General features: G+C 72.2%; 11 protein-coding genes. 6 read left to right on the top strand and 5 right to left on the bottom strand.

Annotated elements, in window-relative coordinates; genetic code table 11:
- Positions 1 to 17: 17 nt before the first annotated feature.
- The 5 genes from IE140_RS00245 to IE140_RS00225 all read left to right on the top strand — a co-directional run bounded on the left by IE140_RS00245 (position 18) and on the right by IE140_RS00225 (position 7940).
- Positions 18 to 704, top strand: coding sequence for an RES domain-containing protein (locus IE140_RS00245; protein ID WP_093444708.1), 687 nt, complete (start codon positions 18 to 20; stop codon positions 702 to 704).
- A 502-nt stretch (positions 705 to 1206) separates the two neighbouring features.
- Positions 1207 to 1590, top strand: a complete 384-nt coding sequence (locus tag IE140_RS00240) for an XRE family transcriptional regulator (protein ID WP_093444707.1) — start codon at positions 1207 to 1209, stop codon at positions 1588 to 1590.
- A 259-nt stretch (positions 1591 to 1849) separates the two neighbouring features.
- Entirely contained in the window at positions 1850 to 5119 is a 3270-nt protein-coding gene (locus IE140_RS00235) for a DUF11 domain-containing protein (protein ID WP_229826652.1), read from the top strand.
- Positions 5116 to 5820 (top strand): Pvc16 family protein, encoded by a 705-nt coding sequence (locus IE140_RS00230; RefSeq protein WP_150196266.1) that lies wholly within the window; start codon positions 5116 to 5118, stop codon positions 5818 to 5820. The genes IE140_RS00235 and IE140_RS00230 overlap by 4 nt, the downstream gene beginning before the upstream one ends.
- On the top strand, positions 5817 to 7940 hold the full coding sequence (locus IE140_RS00225) for an ATP-binding protein (protein ID WP_150196267.1): 2124 nt from the start codon (positions 5817 to 5819) through the stop codon (positions 7938 to 7940). The genes IE140_RS00230 and IE140_RS00225 overlap by 4 nt, the downstream gene beginning before the upstream one ends.
- Positions 7941 to 7996: 56 nt before the next feature.
- Here the strand turns inward: IE140_RS00225 and IE140_RS00220 are convergent, their stop codons facing one another.
- From IE140_RS00220 to IE140_RS00205, 4 genes are all read right to left on the bottom strand, one after another.
- Positions 7997 to 9253 carry an arginine deiminase gene (locus tag IE140_RS00220; protein ID WP_093444704.1) on the bottom strand — a complete coding sequence of 419 codons (1257 nt, stop codon included), beginning with the start codon at positions 9251 to 9253 and terminating at the stop codon, positions 7997 to 7999.
- A gap of 50 nt (positions 9254 to 9303) precedes the next feature.
- On the bottom strand, positions 9304 to 10743 hold the full coding sequence (locus IE140_RS00215) for a basic amino acid/polyamine antiporter (RefSeq protein WP_150196268.1): 1440 nt from the start codon (positions 10741 to 10743) through the stop codon (positions 9304 to 9306).
- A gap of 168 nt (positions 10744 to 10911) precedes the next feature.
- Positions 10912 to 12111: an alpha-lytic protease prodomain-containing protein gene (locus IE140_RS00210; RefSeq protein ID WP_109180174.1), complete on the bottom strand. Its 1200-nt coding sequence runs from the start codon at positions 12109 to 12111 to the stop codon at positions 10912 to 10914.
- A gap of 185 nt (positions 12112 to 12296) precedes the next feature.
- Positions 12297 to 13877, bottom strand: coding sequence for an ABC transporter substrate-binding protein (locus IE140_RS00205; RefSeq protein ID WP_150196269.1), 1581 nt, complete (start codon positions 13875 to 13877; stop codon positions 12297 to 12299).
- Positions 13878 to 14214: 337 nt separating this feature from the next.
- Here IE140_RS00205 and IE140_RS00200 point away from each other — a divergent pair, with 337 nt between their 5' ends.
- Positions 14215 to 14538 carry a hypothetical protein gene (locus tag IE140_RS00200; RefSeq protein ID WP_006127717.1) on the top strand — a complete coding sequence of 108 codons (324 nt, stop codon included), beginning with the start codon at positions 14215 to 14217 and terminating at the stop codon, positions 14536 to 14538.
- 2 nt (positions 14539 to 14540) lie between these two features.
- On the opposite strand, the gene IE140_RS00195 is transcribed toward IE140_RS00200, so the two are convergent.
- Positions 14541 to 17348: a helix-turn-helix transcriptional regulator gene (locus IE140_RS00195; protein ID WP_150196274.1), complete on the bottom strand. Its 2808-nt coding sequence runs from the start codon at positions 17346 to 17348 to the stop codon at positions 14541 to 14543.
- Between the last annotated feature and the right edge of the window lie 508 nt (positions 17349 to 17856).

Genomic DNA, 17856 nt, shown 5'->3' with positions numbered 1-17856 from the left:
GACTGGGGGCAGCGGGGATGACCGCCACCGTTCCTCCGGTCGAGCTGGTGCGGCCCCCGGACCGGGGCGTCTGGCGACTGGGCAAAACGAGCGAACCGCTGAGGTTCAACCGGATCGAACCCGAGACCATCGAGGGGTCCTCGGCAGGCCGCTTCAGCCTTTTCAGCTACGGCATGCTCTACTGCGCCTCCGAACCGGCCGGCTGCTACGCCGAGGCGCTGGCGCATTTCCGGGTCCAGCCGAAGATGCGCGAACTTCTCGCCGACGAACCCGTGGCGCAGGGCCGGATGAAACTCGGTCATCTCGCCTCCAGCTGGCGCGACACGCACATCCTCGTCCGGCTGAAGCTGGCATCCGACGCCAGGTTCCTGGACGTCGACGCGGACGCCACCCGCGCCGTGCTCGCCCGGGAACTCCGGCAGGAGTTCGACGCGTGGGGCATCGAGGGCCCGTTGGGTGAAGAGCACATCCACGGAAGGGACCGCCGGGTCGCACGGCAGATCGCCGCCTGGACCGTGGCCCAGCGCAACGCAGAGGGGCACCGACTGGCCCAGGGCATCGCCTACCGGTCGGGGTACGGCGGACGCCGTTGCTGGGCCGTTCTCAGCGGCACCGAGTACGTCGAGGCCGAACGCCGCCCGATCTTCGCCGAATCCGTCGAACTGAAGGAGGTCGCCCGCGAATACGGCATCACCGTCTGGTGAACCGCGCCCGTTGGGGCCGACTGGCGGTGCGAGATGTCCCCCGATCCGGTGCCTCTGCGCGGGGCGGGTGTTCGCACCTGTGCTCCAACACCGGGCAGCCCTTTGGGGAACGTGCAGATCAGAGACGTTCGCGGCAACACGAGGAGGGATTTAGTGCGCTTTCGAGGTGGGAAAACCGTGGAGTAACTGACGGGGAAACGGGTATCCTCTCCTCAATACCAGAGGGGGGAAGCCGTGTTGACCCAGACTGCCGGCCACTTACGCCTGCCGAACGCTGCGTCCGAACGCAGAGACAGAGCGACCCGTATGTCCCAACACCCCGGTCACCTCCTCCGGACCGAAGATGCGCCCGAAGCGGCCACGGGATCCCCGCGCATATCGCGGCGCCCGACGCCCACGCCTGACGAACGGCAGCGCCACGCGGCCCTTTCCCGTCACCGCGCTTCCGGCGCACACATCCTCGGCTGACGCCCCACGGCCAGCGAGAGGAAACGAGGAGACCATGCAGACCATGCGAGAGACCTCCGCCGAGACCTGCGCACACCGGGACACGACGGAACGGACCATCGCGGACATCGCGCGCTTCCTGCAGGACAACTTCAGCCAGCGCGTCACCGCGCACGTCGCCGGCATCGAGGACGCCAAGCAGGTCGGCAAGTGGTGCAGGGGGATCAACGCCCCGCGCTACGAAGCCGAGGTGCGCCTGCGTACCGCCTACCAGATCTTCAAGCTCATCGAGAACGGCGAGAACCCACACACGGCACGCGCCTGGATGATCGGGATGAACCCGCAGCTGGAGGACGAGTCACCTCTGCAGGCCATCGCCGACGGGCAGTTCAAGGACGTGATGGCAGCGGCCCGCTCCTACCTCCAGGGCGACCTCTGACACCGCCGCACCTCCGCGCAGCGACGACGCCGCCGGTCTGACGAACCCCCGTCGGCCGGCGGCGCCGCTGTGCGGACCGGTCGACGCCTCCGCTCCGCCCCTGGATCCCGCCGACAGCAGTGCCCCGAGCGCGGTTGGCCCACTGCCGCAAAGGGCAGCGGTCCCTTCCCCCGTTCCGGGTACTCGCGGCCTGTTCCCCACCCCACGCGGGCGCGAGGCTGGCCGGTGGAGAGTCGATCGACAGACTGTGAGGTGGGCCGTGACCGGCACTGCTGGCCCGGCGAAGCATTCCCGGCTGGGCCGACTGACCGGCGCGGTGGTGCTGTTGGCGCCGCTGCTGCTGGTCGGCTCGGCCGCCGCACCCGACGGGGCGGGCCAGGCCGTCGCCGCCCCGGCGGACGCCGGACCGGCCCCGGCGGGGCGCATCGCCTTCGCCGGTACCGAACACCGCAGCCTGGGGCGGGCCAACGACCAGGACACCACCGACCCGCTGTTCGGCGACGGGCCCGCCCACTACGACCAGGACCCCTCCGCCCGCGGTGACGTCCTGGTCTTCACCAGCCTGCGCGACAGCGCCAAGCCCCAGGTGTACGTACGGGGCGCGGACGGGTCGGTGCGCCGGCTCACCGACGGCCGGGACGCGGCCCGGCCCGAACTCTCCCCGGACGGACGGACCGTCGTCTTCGACTCGGCGGAGCCAGGACCCGGCGGCACGGTCCAGCGCGATCTGTGGTCGGTCGGCGTCGACGGCTCGAATCTGCGGCGGCTCACCGACACCGCCGACAACGAGGAGTCCCCGACCTGGTCCCCGGACGGCACGAGGATCGCGTACGCCTGCGACGGCGACACCGTCCTCGGATGGCAGATCTACGTACGGGACGTCGCGGGCGGCCCGCAGACCCGGATCAGCGACGCGGGGGCCGGCGACGCCACCGAGCCGTCCTGGAACCCGGGCACCGACCCCGCCGACCGGAACACCGTCGCGTACACCCTCACCACCGATCCGGACCCGGACGTCGACGACGGCACAGAACTGCGGGCCACCGAGGGCCTCGGCACCGACCGCCCCCTGTTGGCCGGCGGGCACGCCGAGTGGGGCACCCGGTCGGCCTCCTGGCTGCCCGACGGGAAGGACGTCGTCTTCCTCAGCCCGTACCACACCTGCGGCTGCGACGACTTCGACCACGTCTACCGGGTGACCGCCTTCGACCCCGACCCGCCGGACCAACTGGTCAACGAGAACCGCGAGGTGGGGCCGCCCACCTGGTTCCCCCCGGCCGGGACCGTCGTCGTCCCCCGGATCACCCCGGACCCCGAGACCGTCAAGAAGCCCGGCGAACTGCTGGCCGCCGCACAGATCGTGACGCTCCAGGACGTGCGTCAGGACGGCTCCGACCCTCGCGACCTGGGCCTCACCATCCTGAAGGAGGACCCGGCGGCCCGCACCAACGAGAACCCCGCCGTGGACCCGCTGTTCAGCCCGGCCGCGGGCTTCGACCCCTGGACCGAGCGGCAGAGCTACACGCCCGACGGCCGCCGCATCGTCGTCACCCGCTTCGAGGACACCGACGCCGGGCGGATCGAGCGGATCTGGATGGCCGACGCCGACGGCGGCAACGCGGCGGCGCTGCCGCTCGCCGGGCGCGGCCCGAACGACTGGGACACCGACCCCGCCTTCTCGCCCGACGGCACCAAGCTCGCCTTCACCCGCACCTCGCCCGGTGGCACCGGCGACGCGGCGGGCCCGAGCCGCATCCTCGTCGCCGATGTCGCGAGCGGTGAGATCCTCGACGAGATCCGGCCGCCCGAGGGTCAGCAGACCGGCGGCGACGCCCAGCCCACCTGGTCCTCCGACGGCGTCAACCTCGCCTTCACCCGCAACCACGTCATCAACGGCAACGGCGGCAACAAGCACATCTGGGTCGTGCCGGTCGCCGACCTCGGCAACCAGCGGGACCTGAGCGCCACCATCTGTCCCGGTGACTGCGACGTCATCGACGACAGTCCCGCGTTCTCCCCGGACGGCCTGAAGGTGGCGTTCAACCGCAAGGACGGCGGCGGCAGGGTCAACCAGCAGGCCGGCGTGATCGTCAAGCCCCTGCGCGGCGGTGGCTGCCGCGTCGTGCTGCCCTCCATCCAGAAGGACAACCCCGACGGCTGCGACCTGCCGGTCCCCGACACCACCGCGACCGGCCCCCACCAGCCCCGCGACGTGGCCTGGACCCCCGGCGGCGACAAGCTCGTGTTCACCGCGCGCCGGGAAATCGCCCCGAACTCCATGGAGCAGCTCTCCGTCCTCGACATCGCCTCCGGCGAGCTGACCCCCGTCGACAACACGCACGCCGGACGGCAGAAGGAGCCCGCCCTCCAGCAGTCCGTCGACCTGTCGCTCACCGCGCCACCCGACCGGCCCGCAGTGGAGGTCGGTTCCGAAACCGAGGTGACGATCACCGTCACCAACCGGGGCCCCGCCCCGTCGCCCGGCACCACCCTCACCGTCGACGCCCCGCCCGGCGTACGGCTGGAGGAGCTCACCACCGACACCGCGACCTGCGCACCCGGCACCCCCCAGTGCGACCTGGGCATCGTCCCGCCCGGCACCGACGTGGAGATCACCGCCCGGCTGACCGGCGTCACCACCGGCATCCAGCGCGTCAACTGGTCCGTCACCGGGGCCGTCATCGACCCCAACCCGACGGACAACGCCACCGGCACGATCGTCCCGGTCGAGGACGCCCCACCGCCCACCCCGCCCCCGACGACACCCCCGCCGACCACGCCACCGCCGTCCCCGACCCCCACGCCGACGACCCCCGCACCCACTCCGCCGCCCACGACCACACCGCCCCCGCCGCCGGCCCACGCACCCCCGCCGCCCGCGCCCGAGGCCGGGCCCGCCGTCACCGTGCGGGCCCAGCCCAGCCCCGGCTACGTCGGCGGCAAGGTGGTCGTGACGTACACCGTGCGCAACGGCAGGAACGCCCTGGCTACCGGCCTCCGGCTGGACCTCGGACTGCCCCGCGGCATCCCCGCCGGCCCGCTCCCGGCCGGCTGCGCCGCGGGCGCCTGCACGCTCCCCGACCTCGCGCCCCGCGCCTCCACGGTCATCAGCGTCGTCCTCTCGCCCGACAAGGCGCTCCGTACGACGATCACCGCGTCGCTCACCACCACCGGCACCGACGCGAACCTCCGCGACAACGTCTCCCGGATCCCGCTGCGCATCCTGCAGCCCCGGATCATCGCGGTGCCCAAGGTCGGCAAACCCGGCTTCGTCACCTCCGTGCGCGGCAAGGACTTCCCGCCCGGCGCGCCCGTCACCCTCAGCTGGAAGCCCGGCATCACCGCCGCCGCGGCCCCGACCCGGCCGCTGGGCGACGGCACGTTCATCGCCCAGCTCCTCATCCTGGCCAAGGACGAGATCGGGCCGCGCGACATCACCGCGCAGGGCCCCGGGTTCAGCCCGGTGAAGACGGACTTCCTCGTGGTGCTCGGCACCATCACCCCGCCCGATACGGTGATCCGCCGATGATCCACGAAGTCGACGAAGGGCTACGGCTGTTGCTCGCCGAGGCCGGACTGGAGGACAGCGGCGTCGACCTGGTCTTCGACGCCCCGACGAAGGACTGGTCGGCCCGCCGCAACGCCCCGACCATCAGCGTCTTCCTGCACGGCATCCGCGAGGACGCGGCCCGACGGCGGACCGGAACGGCCGAGACACATGACGAGGAGGGCGTCATCACCGGGTGGCGGACCCCGCCGCGCTGGTTCGAGCTGACCTATCTGGTCACCGCCTGGACCAACCGCCCGCAGGACGAACACCGCCTGCTCTCAGAGGTGTTGCGCACCCTCGTCCGCACGGACACGCTGCCCGCCCGGCTCCACACCGGCAGCCTCGCCGAACTCGGCCTGACCGTCGAGCTGGAAGCGGCGGGCCCCGGAGCCGGCGGCCCGTCCGCCTCCGACGTCTGGTCCGCGCTCGGCGGCGAGCTCAAGGCCGCCATCGACCTCCGGGTCCTCGCCCCGCTGGCCGGTGAACGCACCGCCGCCGGACCGCCGGTCACCGAAGGCCTCGTCATGAAGACCGCGCCGTACGTGGACGGCGACCTCGGCGACCCTGGCCGCCGCCTGCGCTACGAAGGAGCGACCGACCCCGGCGAACAGGGCTTCGCCGCACCCCGGGAACGGCGACTGCCGCCCGGCCGACGCAGGCGGGGGAACGCCGCACGATGACACCACCCGTACAACAGGTGCAGCAGACTGCTGAGTTGACCGACATCGAGGTGCTGTGGGAGCGGCTCGGCCACCTCGAACAGCGGGTCCGGGAAGCCGTCGTCGCCCGCCGAGCGGTCGACCCGGACCCCGACGACCCCTACCGGGGGCAGTACCTCACCCCCGAGGCGGCGGCCCGCATCCTGGAGACCCGCGACGCGTTCACGCCCGTACCGGAGTACGGGGGCGGGGCGTCCTCCGACGCGGAAAGCGGCGGCCGACTCCGTGAGTTGGCCGAACGCTTCGGCCTCGCCCCGCCGGACATCGACCTCCTGCTGGTCGCTCTCGCCCCGGACATCGACCCCCGGTTCGAGCGGCTGTACGGCTACCTCAACGACGACCTCACCCGCCGCCGCCCCACCATCGGCCTGGCCCTGGAGCTGTGCGGGCTGCCCGCCGCCGGCGCGGGCCGCTTCCGCCTCGCGCCCGCCGCCCCGCTCGTCGCGGGCGGCCTGCTGGAGATCGCCGAGCCCGAACGCCCGCTGCTCTCGCGGCTGTTGTGCGTACCCGACCGGGTCGCCGCATATCTCCTCGGCGACGACGGGATCGACGGCCGACTGCGCGGGATCGTCCGGGAGGGCCCCCGCACCCCGGAGCCGGACGAGCGGCCCGAGGTCCCCCGGGTCGCGGCTGTCCTCGGCGCGGGCAGCGGCCTGGTGCACCTGCTCGACCGGGGCGGCGACCCGGGCGCCCTCGCGATCGCGGCTCTGCACACGGCAGCCCGGCGCCCGCTCGTCGTCGACATCGCCGCGCTCGCGACTGCTTCCGAACCAGCCGCTCTCGTACGGGCGTTGGCGACGGAATCCCGCCTCGTCCGGTCCGGTGTCGTCCTCGGCCCGCTCGAAACGCTCGCCCCCGAACGCCCCGAGGGGGCCCGGCTGCTCGGGTCCCTGTGTGCGGCGCTCGGCTCCACGCCCCTGATCGCGTACGGGAAGAAGAACTGGGACCCGCTGTGGACCGCGGAGAGCCCGGTGCCCGTCACCGTCCCGCCGCCCGGCCCCGACGGCATGGCGCGCCAGTGGCGGCGGGCGCTCGCCGAAGCGGGCCGCTCGGTCGGGCTGTCCGCCGCGCACGCCACCGCCGGCGACGCGCTCGTCGAGGCGGCCGCCGCCTACCGGCTCGACTCCGGACAGCTGCGCCGGGCCGCGACCGTCGCCTCCCGGCTGGCCGTCCTGGAGCCCCGCCCGGTCAGCCCGGAGGACCTGCGGGCGGCGGTCCGCGCCCAGAACGGCGCGGGCCTGGAACGGCTCGCCCGCCGCGTCGAGCCCGGCGTCGGCTGGGACGACCTGGTGCTGCCCCCGGCCACCCGCACCCAGCTCACGGAACTCGCCCTGCGCGCCCGCCACCGCGAGACGGTCCTCGGGCAGTGGCGGATGCGGCCGGGCGGCGGCCGGGGGAGAGGCGTCATCGCCCTGTTCGCCGGGGAGTCCGGCACGGGAAAGACGATGTCCGCCGAGGTGGTCGCCGCCGAACTGGGCATGGAGCTGTACGTCGTGGACCTGTCCACGGTGGTCGACAAGTACATCGGGGAGACCGAGAAGAACCTGGAGCGCATCTTCGTCGAGGCGTCCGACGTCAACGGCATCCTGCTGTTCGACGAGGCCGACGCGATCTTCGGCAAGCGCTCCCAGGTGAACGACTCCCGCGACAAGCACGCCAACATGGAGTCCGCCTACCTCCTCCAGCGCATGGAGTCCTTCGACGGCATCGCCGTGCTCACCACCAACCTCCGGGCCAACCTCGACGAGGCGTTCACCCGCCGACTCGATGTGATCGCGGAGTTCCCGATGCCCGACGCCCGCCAGCGCCTCGCCCTGTGGGACCGCTGCCTGGGCCCGGCGATCCCGCGCGACGCCACGCTCGACCTGGAGTTCTGCGCGGACCGTTTCGAGCTGGCGGGCGGCTCGATCCGGGCCTGCGCGGTGACCGCCGCCTACCTCGCGGCGGAGTCGGGGGCCCCGCTGACCATGGACCAGCTCGTCACGGCGGTGCTCCAGGAGTACCGCAAGCTGGGGCGGCTGGTGCTGGAGAGCGAGTTCGGCCCGTGGCTGGCGAAGGAACGGGCGCGCGCCGGGCGGTAGCTCGTACTGTACGGATCCGGGGCCCGCGCCCTACCCCGATCCGGGCCCGTACACCGTCAGAACGCCACCGCGTCGCGGATCAGCGGGCAGGTCATGCAGTGCCCGCCGCCCCGGCCCCGCCCCAGCTCCGCGCCGACGATCGTGATGACCTCCACCCCGGCCCGCCGCAGCAGCGCGTTCGTCTGGGTGTTCCGGTCGTACGTGAAGACCACGCCGGGCTCCAGGGCCACCGCGTTGTTGCCGCTGTCCCACTGCTGGCGCTCCGAGGCGTAGACGTCGCCGCCCGTCTCGATCACCCGCAGCTGGGGCAGGCCCAGGGCCCGGGCCACGACCTCGGTGAACGGTGTGGCGCCCTCATCGGTGATCTCGATCCCGGGCGCCCGGTCGGACGGCCGCAGCGAGAACGTGTGGACGGCGTCCATGATGCGCGGGTACAGCGTGACGATGTCCCGGTCCGCGAAGGTGAACACGGTGTCGAGGTGCATCGCCGAGCGCAGCTTCGGCATCCCGGCGACGATGACGTGCTCGGCGGCACCCTGCGCGAAGAGGGCCGCCGCGACCTGGGTGATCGCCTGTCGGGAGGTCCGTTCGCTCATGCCCATGAGGACGACGCCGTTGCCGACCGGCATGATGTCCCCGCCCTCGAACGTGGCCCGGCCCCAGTCCTTCTCCGGGTCGCCCCACCAGATCGTGGAGCCCCGGAAGTCGGGGTGGAAGGTGTAGACCGCCTTCATCAGCAGGGTCTCGTCGTGCCGGGCCGGCCAGTACAGCGGGTTGAGCGTCACCCCGCTGTAGAGCCAGCAGGTGGTGTCGCGGGTGTAGAGGGTGTTGGGCAGCGGCGGCATCAGATACTCCCGCGCCCCCGTGCCCTCCCGGGCGAGACCCACGTACGCCGAGCGGAACTCCTCCGGCAGGTCCGCGATGGCCAGCCCGCCGATGAGATGGTCGGACAGCCGGCGCGGCGTCAGTGCGTCGAGGAAGGCGCGGGTGTCGTCGACCAGCCCGAGACCCACCTCGTTCGCGTCGATCTTCCGGTCGAGCAGCCAGGTTCTGGCCTCCGGGATCTCCATGGTGGCGGCGAGCAGTGCGTGCAGTTCGACGACCTCCACCCCGCGCTCGGTGAGCCGGTCGACGAAGTCGGCATGGTCCCGCTGGGCGTTCTCCACCCACATCACGTCGTCGAACAGCAGGTCGTCGGAGTTGGTCGGGGTCAGCCGGCGGTGGGCCATGCCGGGGGCGCAGACCAGGACCTTGCGCAGCCGCCCCACTTCGGAGTGGACGCCGAGGACGGAAGCGGGGTCGGTGGGTGTCACGGTGGGCCTTTCACTCGATGCATCGGGGTTCTGTCCGTACAGGCCGGCGCTCACAGCTCGATCCAGCCGAGGGCCAGCGCCGCGATGCCGACGGCGGCGCCGGCCATCGACACCGCGCAGATCACCGCTTCGCCCGGGGAGAAGATCCGGCGCCCCTGCTCCCGGCGGGACTTGGCGAAGAGGAAGGTCGCCGGGGCGTAGAGGATGAAGGAGACGAGGACGAACTTCGGCCCGGCCGCGTACAGCAGGAACGCGGTGTAGAGCGTCGCCACGACGGCGATGACCAGCTCACGGCGGGCGGAGCGCCCCACCGAGCCCCACCGCTCGGGCCGGGCCGCGACCTTCACCGCGAAGCCGGCGGCCAGCAGGAACGGGATGAGGCTCAGCGCGCTGGTCAGATCGAGGGCGAAGGTGAACGCGTCGTCGGAGAAGAGCGTCACGACGAGCACGAGCTGGCTCAGGCACGTGGTCAGGAGCAGCGCGTTCTCGGGCACGTCCGCCGCCGTCGACTGCCCCAGGAAGCGCGGCATGTCCCTGTCCTCGGCGGCGACGAAGAGGACCTCGGCAGCCATCAGGGTCCAGGCCAGGTAGGCGCCGAGCACGGAGACGATGAGGCCGACGCTGATGAAGACCTTCCCCCACGTCCCGACGGCCGACTCCAGCACCTCGGCCATCGACGGCTGCCGCAGCTCGGCGATCTCGGCCATCGGCAGCAGCCCGTAACTGACGATCGTGACGGACGCGAAGACGGCGAAGACGCTCAGGAAGCCCAGAACGGTGGCCCGGCCGACGTCCTCGCGGCGCTTGGCGTGCCGCGAGTACACACTGGCCCCCTCGACGCCGAGGAACACGAAGACGGTCGCGAGCATGGTGCCCCGGACCTGGTCGAAGAGAGTGCCGGCCTCGGCGGTCCCGCTGAAGTTGTCGGCGAAGACGGACGGTTCGAAGTAGAAGAGCGCCAGGACGACGAAGAAGAGGATCGGCACGATCTTCGCGACGGTGACGATCCGGTTGATCGCCGCCGCCTCCTTCACGCCTCGCCGGATCAGCAGGAAGAACCCCCACAGCCCCACCGAGGAGACGACCACCGCCGTCACCGTGTCACCGTCGCCCAGCACGGGCGCCACCGCGCCGACCGTCGACATGATGAGCACCCAGTAGGTGACGTTGCCGACGCAGGCGCTGGCCCAGTAGCCGAAGGCGGAGAAGAAGCCGAGATACTCGCCGAACCCCGCCTTCGCGTACGCGTACACACCGGCGTCCAGGTCCGGCCGCCGCACGGCGAGCGCCTGGAAGACGAAGGCGAGCATCAGCATGCCCGTCCCGGCGACCGACCAGGCGATCAGGGCCCCCGCGACCCCGGTCTCCTGCGCGAACCGACTGGGCAGCGAGAAGACTCCGGCCCCGACCATCGAGCCGACCACCATCGCGGTCAGGGTCGGGAGCGACAGTTTGGCGGCCGGTCGGGGCGGGGCCTCGGGATGGCTCATGGGTTCCCTCGTCGGTGCGGTCATCGGCCAACCAGGGAAAGCTAGCAATATATAGGGTGATTTGTCCCATAATGCGGGTAGTGGCGCGACCGGGGGCCGCTCGCAGGTCGTGCGAGCGGCCCCCGGCCGGTGCTGTGCGGGGTGTCCCCGTCGGCGCCTCGTGGGTGCCTAGTTGGTGTTGAGCGTCAGCCCGTAGTAGCGGAGGCTGTCGTCGAGCGGCTGGAAGTACGAGGAGCCGCGCGAGTTGACCCCGCCGGTGCACTGCTGGTTGGTCGGGCCGCCGGAGGTCATGCCCTGGGCCTGGTTTCCGGAGATGTACGCGCCACCGCTGTCGCCGCCCTCGACGCAGACGCTGGACGTGGCCAGGCCGCTGACGACCGTGTCGGGGCCGCCGTTGCGGTCGACGTAGGTGACGGTGTTGTTGTACGAGCCGATCGTGCCGCAGGTCCAGCCGGTGGTGGCGCCGGACTTGCAGACCGCGGCGCCGGACGAGGCGCGGGTGCCGCCCCGGACGGCGACCGGGCTGCTGTTGCCCCAGGTGCCGACGCTGGTGGTGATCGAGTGGCCGGAGTTGATGGACAGGATGCCCATGTCGACGCTGCGGGTGCCGAGCTTGTAGCGGGAGTGGTAGCCCTGGGCGAAGGCCGCACCGTCGTAGCGCAGGGTGTTGGTGACGCAGTGCCCGGCGGTCACCAGGTACTGCCTGCCGGAGCTGTCACGGGCGCCGTAGCCGACGGAGCACCACTGGGTGGTGTTGTTGAACGTCATCTTGGAGCCGGGATAGATGGCGGCCTTGGCCTCCAGTTTCTCCTGGCCCCGCACGATCCGGACGGCGGAGCCGTGCTCGGCGGCCTCGGCGAGGAACGCCTTGGCGGCGGCTCCCCGCTCGTTGTTGACCTTGACGGTCACCTGGTCGGAGGGCAGGTCCACGGACCAGGCGACCACGCCGGAGGGGGTCTTGGCGGCGGCGAGCCGGTCCAGCTCGGCCTTGATTCTGTCCAGTTCGGCCTGGCCCCTGGCGGGCACCCGGGCGTCGAGGCCGGCCTTCTCGATCCGGGCCTCCTCGGCCCGGTCGTCGGCGTTGACGGTCAGCCGGCCCGAGGCGTCGAAGAACGCACCGTCGCCGGATATGCCGCGCTTCTGCAGGCCGGTGAGCTTGGCCTGCTGGGCGTCCTGCCGGTCCAGCCGCTCGACCGCGGCCTTCTCGCTCACGCCGAGCGAGGCGGCCAACGCCTCGACCATCTCGGGCTGGTAGCGGGGAGTGGCCGCCGCGTCCTGCGCCTGAGCCATGGTCTGGGTGCCCAGAACCGTGGCGGCCGAGAGCAGGACGCCCGCGGCGGCAAGGCTGTACTGACGTGTGTTGCGCATGCTGATTCCTTCCGGATGACGGCCAGAAACCCGTATGGGGGGTGAAGCGCCGGGCTCTGTCCGGCGGCGGGTTCAGAACTCGCCGCGAGCAGAACTATTGAGGCCCGGCGTTCGCCGAGATACCCGGATCGTTGAATTCACGGATACGCAGATAATGCGGGGCAGCTTCGGGGATTCGCTGCGCCTCAGAGCCGACGGAGTTCCCACAGGCGCCAGATGGCGTCCTCGGCGAGCAGATGCCCGCCCAGAATGCTTGAGCGCGTCACGACTTGGCGCTGTCTGTGCCAGACGGGAATGAGGGGAGCGTCCTTCGCGATCGTGTCCTGGACCGCCCGGAACCGCTGCATGGCCTTGCTGCGATCGGTGAACCGCTGGGTGTCCCTGATGGCATGGTCGACCTCGGCCGATGTGTAGCCGTTGCCCAGGACGTTCCCGGTCCCCACCAACGGCTGGACGAACGTGTCCGCGTCGGGGAAGTCGGGTATCCACTGGTAGAGGTGGACGTCGAACTCGCCTTTCAGGCAGCGCTTCTGATACGTGGTGAAGTCGCGCACCTCCGTGAGCTCGACCCGGAACAGGCCGCCCTTCTCCAGCTGCTCCTTCAGTACGCGCGCCTCGACGGCGGCGACACCGGCCTGATGGCCGAGTTCGATACGTACCGGGGTGGTGACCCCGGCGGACCGCAGGCGCTGGGCCGCATGCGCGGTGTCCGCCTCCGGGTAGCGGTCGAAGAACGCCGTGCTGTGTCCGACGACGCCTTGCGGGACGAGCGAGTACAGCGGTGTCACCGTGTGCTCGAACACCTCGCTCGCCAGGTGCCCGCGGTCGATGAGCGAGGCCAGGGCTCTGCGGGTCTCGGGATGCCCCAGGGGTTCTCGCGGGGAGCGCACGTTCAGCACGAGATAGTGCGCCTCGGCGCTGTCCCCGGTGGAGAGGCGTACGTCGGGGTCGCCGGGGTCGATCTCGGCGAGGGTGGCGGCCGGAAGTCCCGCATAGGCGATGTCGACCGTCCGGGCGTTCCAGGCCTCCTCGACGTTCTGTGCCGTCTCGAAGTAGTGGACCTCGACCGCCACTCCCCGCTTGGTCACGGCGCCGTCGTACCCGGCGTTCGGTTTCAGGGTGATGGATTTCCCGGCCGTGTAGGAGGCGATGACGTAGGGGCCCGATCCCGAGGCGCTCTTCTCCTCCCGCAGCCGGTCCGCCGGGAACTCCGCCGGGTCGACGACGGACCCGGCCCCTGTGGCGATCTTCGACGGCCAGGTGGCGTCCGCGGTCGCGAGGTGGAACGTCACGACGGAACCCCGGGCATCCACGGAAAGAAGGTTCGCGAACAACGGCCCGGGCCCCAGCGGATCGCGGATCCGCAGAATGCGTTCGAACGAATGCTTCACCGCCTTCGCCGTGAGGGAGTTCCCGTTGGAGAACGTGAGGCCGTCACGGAGTTCGCACCGGTACGTGGTGAGTGCGGGGGAGGTGAATTCGCAGGACTCGGCCGCGTCGGGCTTCGGGGTGGGCGACCCCGGTTCGAAGGTGAGCAGGTTCTGGTAAATGTTGGTGAAAACCGCCCAGGAACCGGCGTCGTACACCCCGGCGGGATCCAGTCCGGCCAGAACGCTGGAGGTCCCGATGGTGATGGGCTTTTCGTTCGCGGTCTCCGTCGTGGGTAACTGGCAGCCGCCGGCGAGCAGAAGTGCGAAGAATCCTGCCACGATTCCGGGGCGGATGAATTTCATGGAGGTGCTCATGCTTCCCTTGGTCATGGGCATGGCGATGCTTGCGTCGGTGGATGGAACCTAGTGACAGAGCGTGCGCACTTCCATCCGTGGGCGTGAATCACGGATACGGCGTTGTGCGTACGGTCCGGCCCGCTCCGGTGCGAGTGCCGCCGGGCCCGCCGTGGGGCACCGGGATCCGCCCGGGATGGGCACGAGATACGTATAGGTGATCGGGTCATTCCGGATATTGCGGTCCGGGCGCGCCTCGTACGTTGGGAGAACCTGCCAGTGGTGGACCCGACGCGCGGGAATCAGCCCCGTCGGCGCGCATCCGTCGCAGCCGCGCCGCCGGTAGGGCAGGAAACCGCGACACCGAGGAGATGGCGTCATGGCCGAGCTCTACTTCCAGGTCAATGTCCCCACCCGGCACGCCGTGCAGCCCGAGCGGTGCGGCCTGCACATCTTCACCGGGTGCGCGGAGACCGAGTCGGATGCCCTGCGCATCGCGCGCGAGGCGTGCGACGCGGCGGTGGCCGCACAGAAGGCGGGCTTCGCCATCCCGCGCCGACGCCCCGACGGCTGGGGAGCGCGCGGGGTCCGCTCCGGCTGGGTGTTCGACTGGGCGGCCGCGACCGTGGCCGTCTGGGAGCACGACCGGAGCTTCTGGGAGGCCAGGCCCCTCCTGCCCCTGGACGCTCCGCGGAGCCGGTGAGTTCAGAGCCGGTGGGCGAGGTCGCGGCGGGAGAGCGCGCCGGTCTTCCGCATGGCCCCGGCGATGTGCTGCTCCACGGTCCGCGGGGACAGATGCAGGGTCGCGGCGATCTCCCGGTTGGTCAGACCGGAGGACGCGAGCTGGGCGACCTCCGCCTCCCGGGGGGACAGCTGGTCGGAGTGCGACGGGCGCCCGGGCGGACGGCCCTTCCTGGCCGGCTGCCGGGTACGCAACAGGGCTCTGGCCCGCGTCGCGTCCCAGACGGCGCCCAGGTCGGTGAACTGCTGCGCGCAGGATTCCAGCTCGGCGATCGCCGAGGCGGTGGCGGCACGGTCGCAGGCGGAGCCAGGGGGGCTCGCGGGGCCTTCTGAGCCCGCCGGGGCTGCGGTGCCGGAGGAGCTCTCGTCCGATCCGCCGTCCCCGGCCTCCCCGCCGCCGCCCGCGGCATCCGCCGCCAGCACGCAGCGCCCCGCGCCCTCGGTGGTCAGTGCCTGGCTGTAGGGGCGCGGGAGCTCCGCGTAGGCCGCCGCCGCCTTCCGGTACGTCTCCGCGGCTGCCAGCAGACCGTCCGGCCGCCCCTCGCCCAGCGCCTCGCTCTCCGCGAGTACGGCCCGGCTCCAGGACAGCGCGGCCCTGGCAGCCGGCGCGTCCGCCTCTCCGAGCCCCTGGGCGAAATCCCGGACCATGGCGTGCGCCGTGGCCGTGTCGCCCGCCCGGGCCAGGGCCTCCACGGCCCACGGCGCCAGTTCCGCGGCCCAGGGCCACACCCCCTTCTCGGCCACCACCGTCCACGCCGCCCGCGCCTGTTCCGCCGCGTCCGCCACCTCCTGGCGGGCCAGCGTCAGGCGGATCACGGCACCGGCGGCGGTCGCGCCCAGGGGCACCGGCAGGTTCTCCGTACCGAACGTTCCGCGCTGGGACAGCCAGGACCGGGCCTCTCCCCAGTCGCCCTGGGCGACGGCGAGCAGGCCGCGTACGACGTAGGCGTCGGAGGAGAGGAACGGCATGTCCGCGGTGTCGGCGACGAACTCCTCGCACCGCTTGGCCAGCCCCAGCCACTGGCCGGTCCAGAACTCCTGGAGCAGCCGCGTACCGGACGCGCTGTGCTCGGTGTACGGCGCTCCGCTGCGCGTGGCCAGCTCGCGGCCCTCGGCCAGCAGACCGTCCACGCGCCGGTAGAAGCCGAGCCAGACGGCGGAGTCCGCGGCGTTGCACAGACCGCGCGCCGCCTGCCGGACGCAGGCGGGGTCCGTGCTCTGCACGGGCAGTCGCGCCACCAGGTCCCACGCCTCGGGGTCGGCCCAACTCATGGCGAGACCTACATGGTTGGCCAGCACCGCCGTCCGCATGGCGTCGTCCCCGCTGTCGTCCGCGGCGGCCGAGGCCTTGATCAGCCACCCCCGGTGGACGTCGAGGGAGGCGCCCGGCCAGTAGGGGGTGACCAGGGCCGCCATCGCGCGGGCGGCGAGCGCGGACCGTACCTCGCGCAGTTCGGCGGCGGCGACCTCCAGCACCCGCCAGCCCTCCTCGAACCGGCCCATCTGGTTGGAGAGCATCAGCCCCAGGTCGAGCCGCAGCTCCCCGCGTACGGCCGGCGGAAGATCCGCGTCCCGCACGATCTGCTCCAGCACCTCCACGGTCTGGTCCGAGCGCAGCCCGGTCACCGCGTTCCGGGCCAGCAGCGGCGCCAGCCGGGCCCGGGCCTGCGGGGGGATGCCGGGGGTGGCGAGCGTCCGCTCCAGCAGGGTGATCGCCTCCTGGTGCCGGCCGGACGACGCCGCCGACTCGGCCGCCTTCTCCACCGCCCTGAGCCAGCCGCGGTAGTCGCCGGCCGCCCGGTGGTGTTCACCCACGGCCGCCCACGCCACGGGCTGACCGCGACGGAGCACACGGGCCGCCCGCCGGTGCAGATCCTGCCGTACGGGACCGGGCACGGTGTCCCGTACGGCAGCGGCGGCCAGCGGGACGGCGAAGCCGTAACGCCCCTCACCCAGCTCCGCCAGGGCCGCGCTCTCCAGGGCCCGCAGCAGCGCGTCGCTCCCCGGTACGGCCCCGAGCCCCGCGACCGCGATCAGATCGTCGCGGGCGGCGGGCCCGTCCAGGACGGCGGCAGCCCAGACCAGCGGCCGGTGCGCCGGGGACAACGCGTACGTACGGCTGAGCACCAGCTCCGCCAGCCGGGTGGGCACACCGGCCGCGGCCACCTCGGCGGCCGTACCGGTGAAGGCGGGGCGCTGTTCCCGCAGCATGGCCAGCAGATCGACGACCGCCCGGGGAACTCCGCCGGTACGCTCGCGCAGCGCGCTCACGGCCTCGGCCGTACAGCTCTCGCTCCCGCCCAGCACCTCCGCCGCGGCCCGCCGCACGCGTTCCTCGTCCCAGGGCGCCAGGCGGTCCCTGAGCACGGTCAGCCGGAAGGGGTACGTCATGGCGGTGCCGCCCAACGGCATCCCGGGGACGGGGAGTTCCTCGGGACGGTAGGCCACGGCGGCCGCCGAACCGGGCTCCATCCCCGCCAGCACCCGGCGAAGCCGTCGCAGCTCGTCCTCGTCCGCCTGGTGGACGTCGTCCACCAGCAACAGGGTCGGCTCCCGCCAGGCCTCGTCCTCCTCCGGCCCGCCACCCGCCGCCCCGCACCGCCACCACAGCCGGGCCACGTCCGGCGTCTCGGGCAGCTCGGCCAGTCCGCGCAGCAGATGCGTCTTGCCCAGCCCGGCGGAGCCTTCGACGAACAGCAGCACCGGCCCGGCGTCACGGTCGGCGAAAGCGCGGGCGAGGGACCGCCGGGCAGAACCACACGTCGCGATCACGTCTGCCACCCTCGCTCTCCGTCGTCCCGTGGCCCGGGCCCACCACAGTGATGCCCAGGCCCATTCTCGGCGAACGACAACGGACGTACCTCTTCACGGACAGTCGCCCGTGGTCACGATCAGTGCGCGCGGGGGACGGGGATGCCCGGACGTGACGCGGATGCCCGGACGTACGGAAGGCCCTTCGGCGAGACGGCGCGCAGCGGAGCACGCCCGGCCGACTGCTGACCCGCAGGGCGCAGGGCCCTCCGGGCTGGGACCCCGAAGGACGACGCGCGCAGGCTCCTTCCGCAAGCCCGGTCACCGCGGCCCGAAGCTATGTCACGGCCGTGGCTACGGATATCCGAGGAGGCGGTTCCACGGATACGCAATCAATGTCACCGGAGACACGGCCGTGTCACCTGAGACGCCGCCGTCCGGCAGCTCGGAGACCCGCTTGCAGCCGCCGGTGGCGACGAACGAGTCGTACCAGAGGGTGCCGTAGACACCGGAAGGCGCGAATGCGCTC

This window comes from Streptomyces parvus, from assembly GCF_014648875.1.
GTDB classification, from domain to species: domain Bacteria; phylum Actinomycetota; class Actinomycetes; order Streptomycetales; family Streptomycetaceae; genus Streptomyces; species Streptomyces parvus.
The sequence above is the reverse complement of the archived record's forward strand: the minus strand, read 5'-3'. Positions and strand labels throughout refer to the sequence as shown.

Bases quoted from the DNA above. Each gene is read 5' to 3' on its own strand.
- IE140_RS00245 (WP_093444708.1), top strand. From the start codon at position 18: ATGACCGCCACCGTTCCTCCGGTCGAGCTGGTGCGGCCCCCGGACCGG.
- IE140_RS00240 (WP_093444707.1), top strand. From the start codon at position 1,207: ATGCAGACCATGCGAGAGACCTCCGCCGAGACCTGCGCACACCGGGAC.
- IE140_RS00230 (WP_150196266.1), top strand. From the start codon at position 5,116: ATGATCCACGAAGTCGACGAAGGGCTACGGCTGTTGCTCGCCGAGGCC.
- IE140_RS00225 (WP_150196267.1), top strand. From the start codon at position 5,817: ATGACACCACCCGTACAACAGGTGCAGCAGACTGCTGAGTTGACCGAC.
- IE140_RS00215 (WP_150196268.1), bottom strand. From the start codon at position 10,743: ATGAGCCATCCCGAGGCCCCGCCCCGACCGGCCGCCAAACTGTCGCTC.
- IE140_RS00210 (WP_109180174.1), bottom strand. From the start codon at position 12,111: ATGCGCAACACACGTCAGTACAGCCTTGCCGCCGCGGGCGTCCTGCTC.
- IE140_RS00205 (WP_150196269.1), bottom strand. From the start codon at position 13,877: ATGCCCATGACCAAGGGAAGCATGAGCACCTCCATGAAATTCATCCGC.
- IE140_RS00200 (WP_006127717.1), top strand. From the start codon at position 14,215: ATGGCCGAGCTCTACTTCCAGGTCAATGTCCCCACCCGGCACGCCGTG.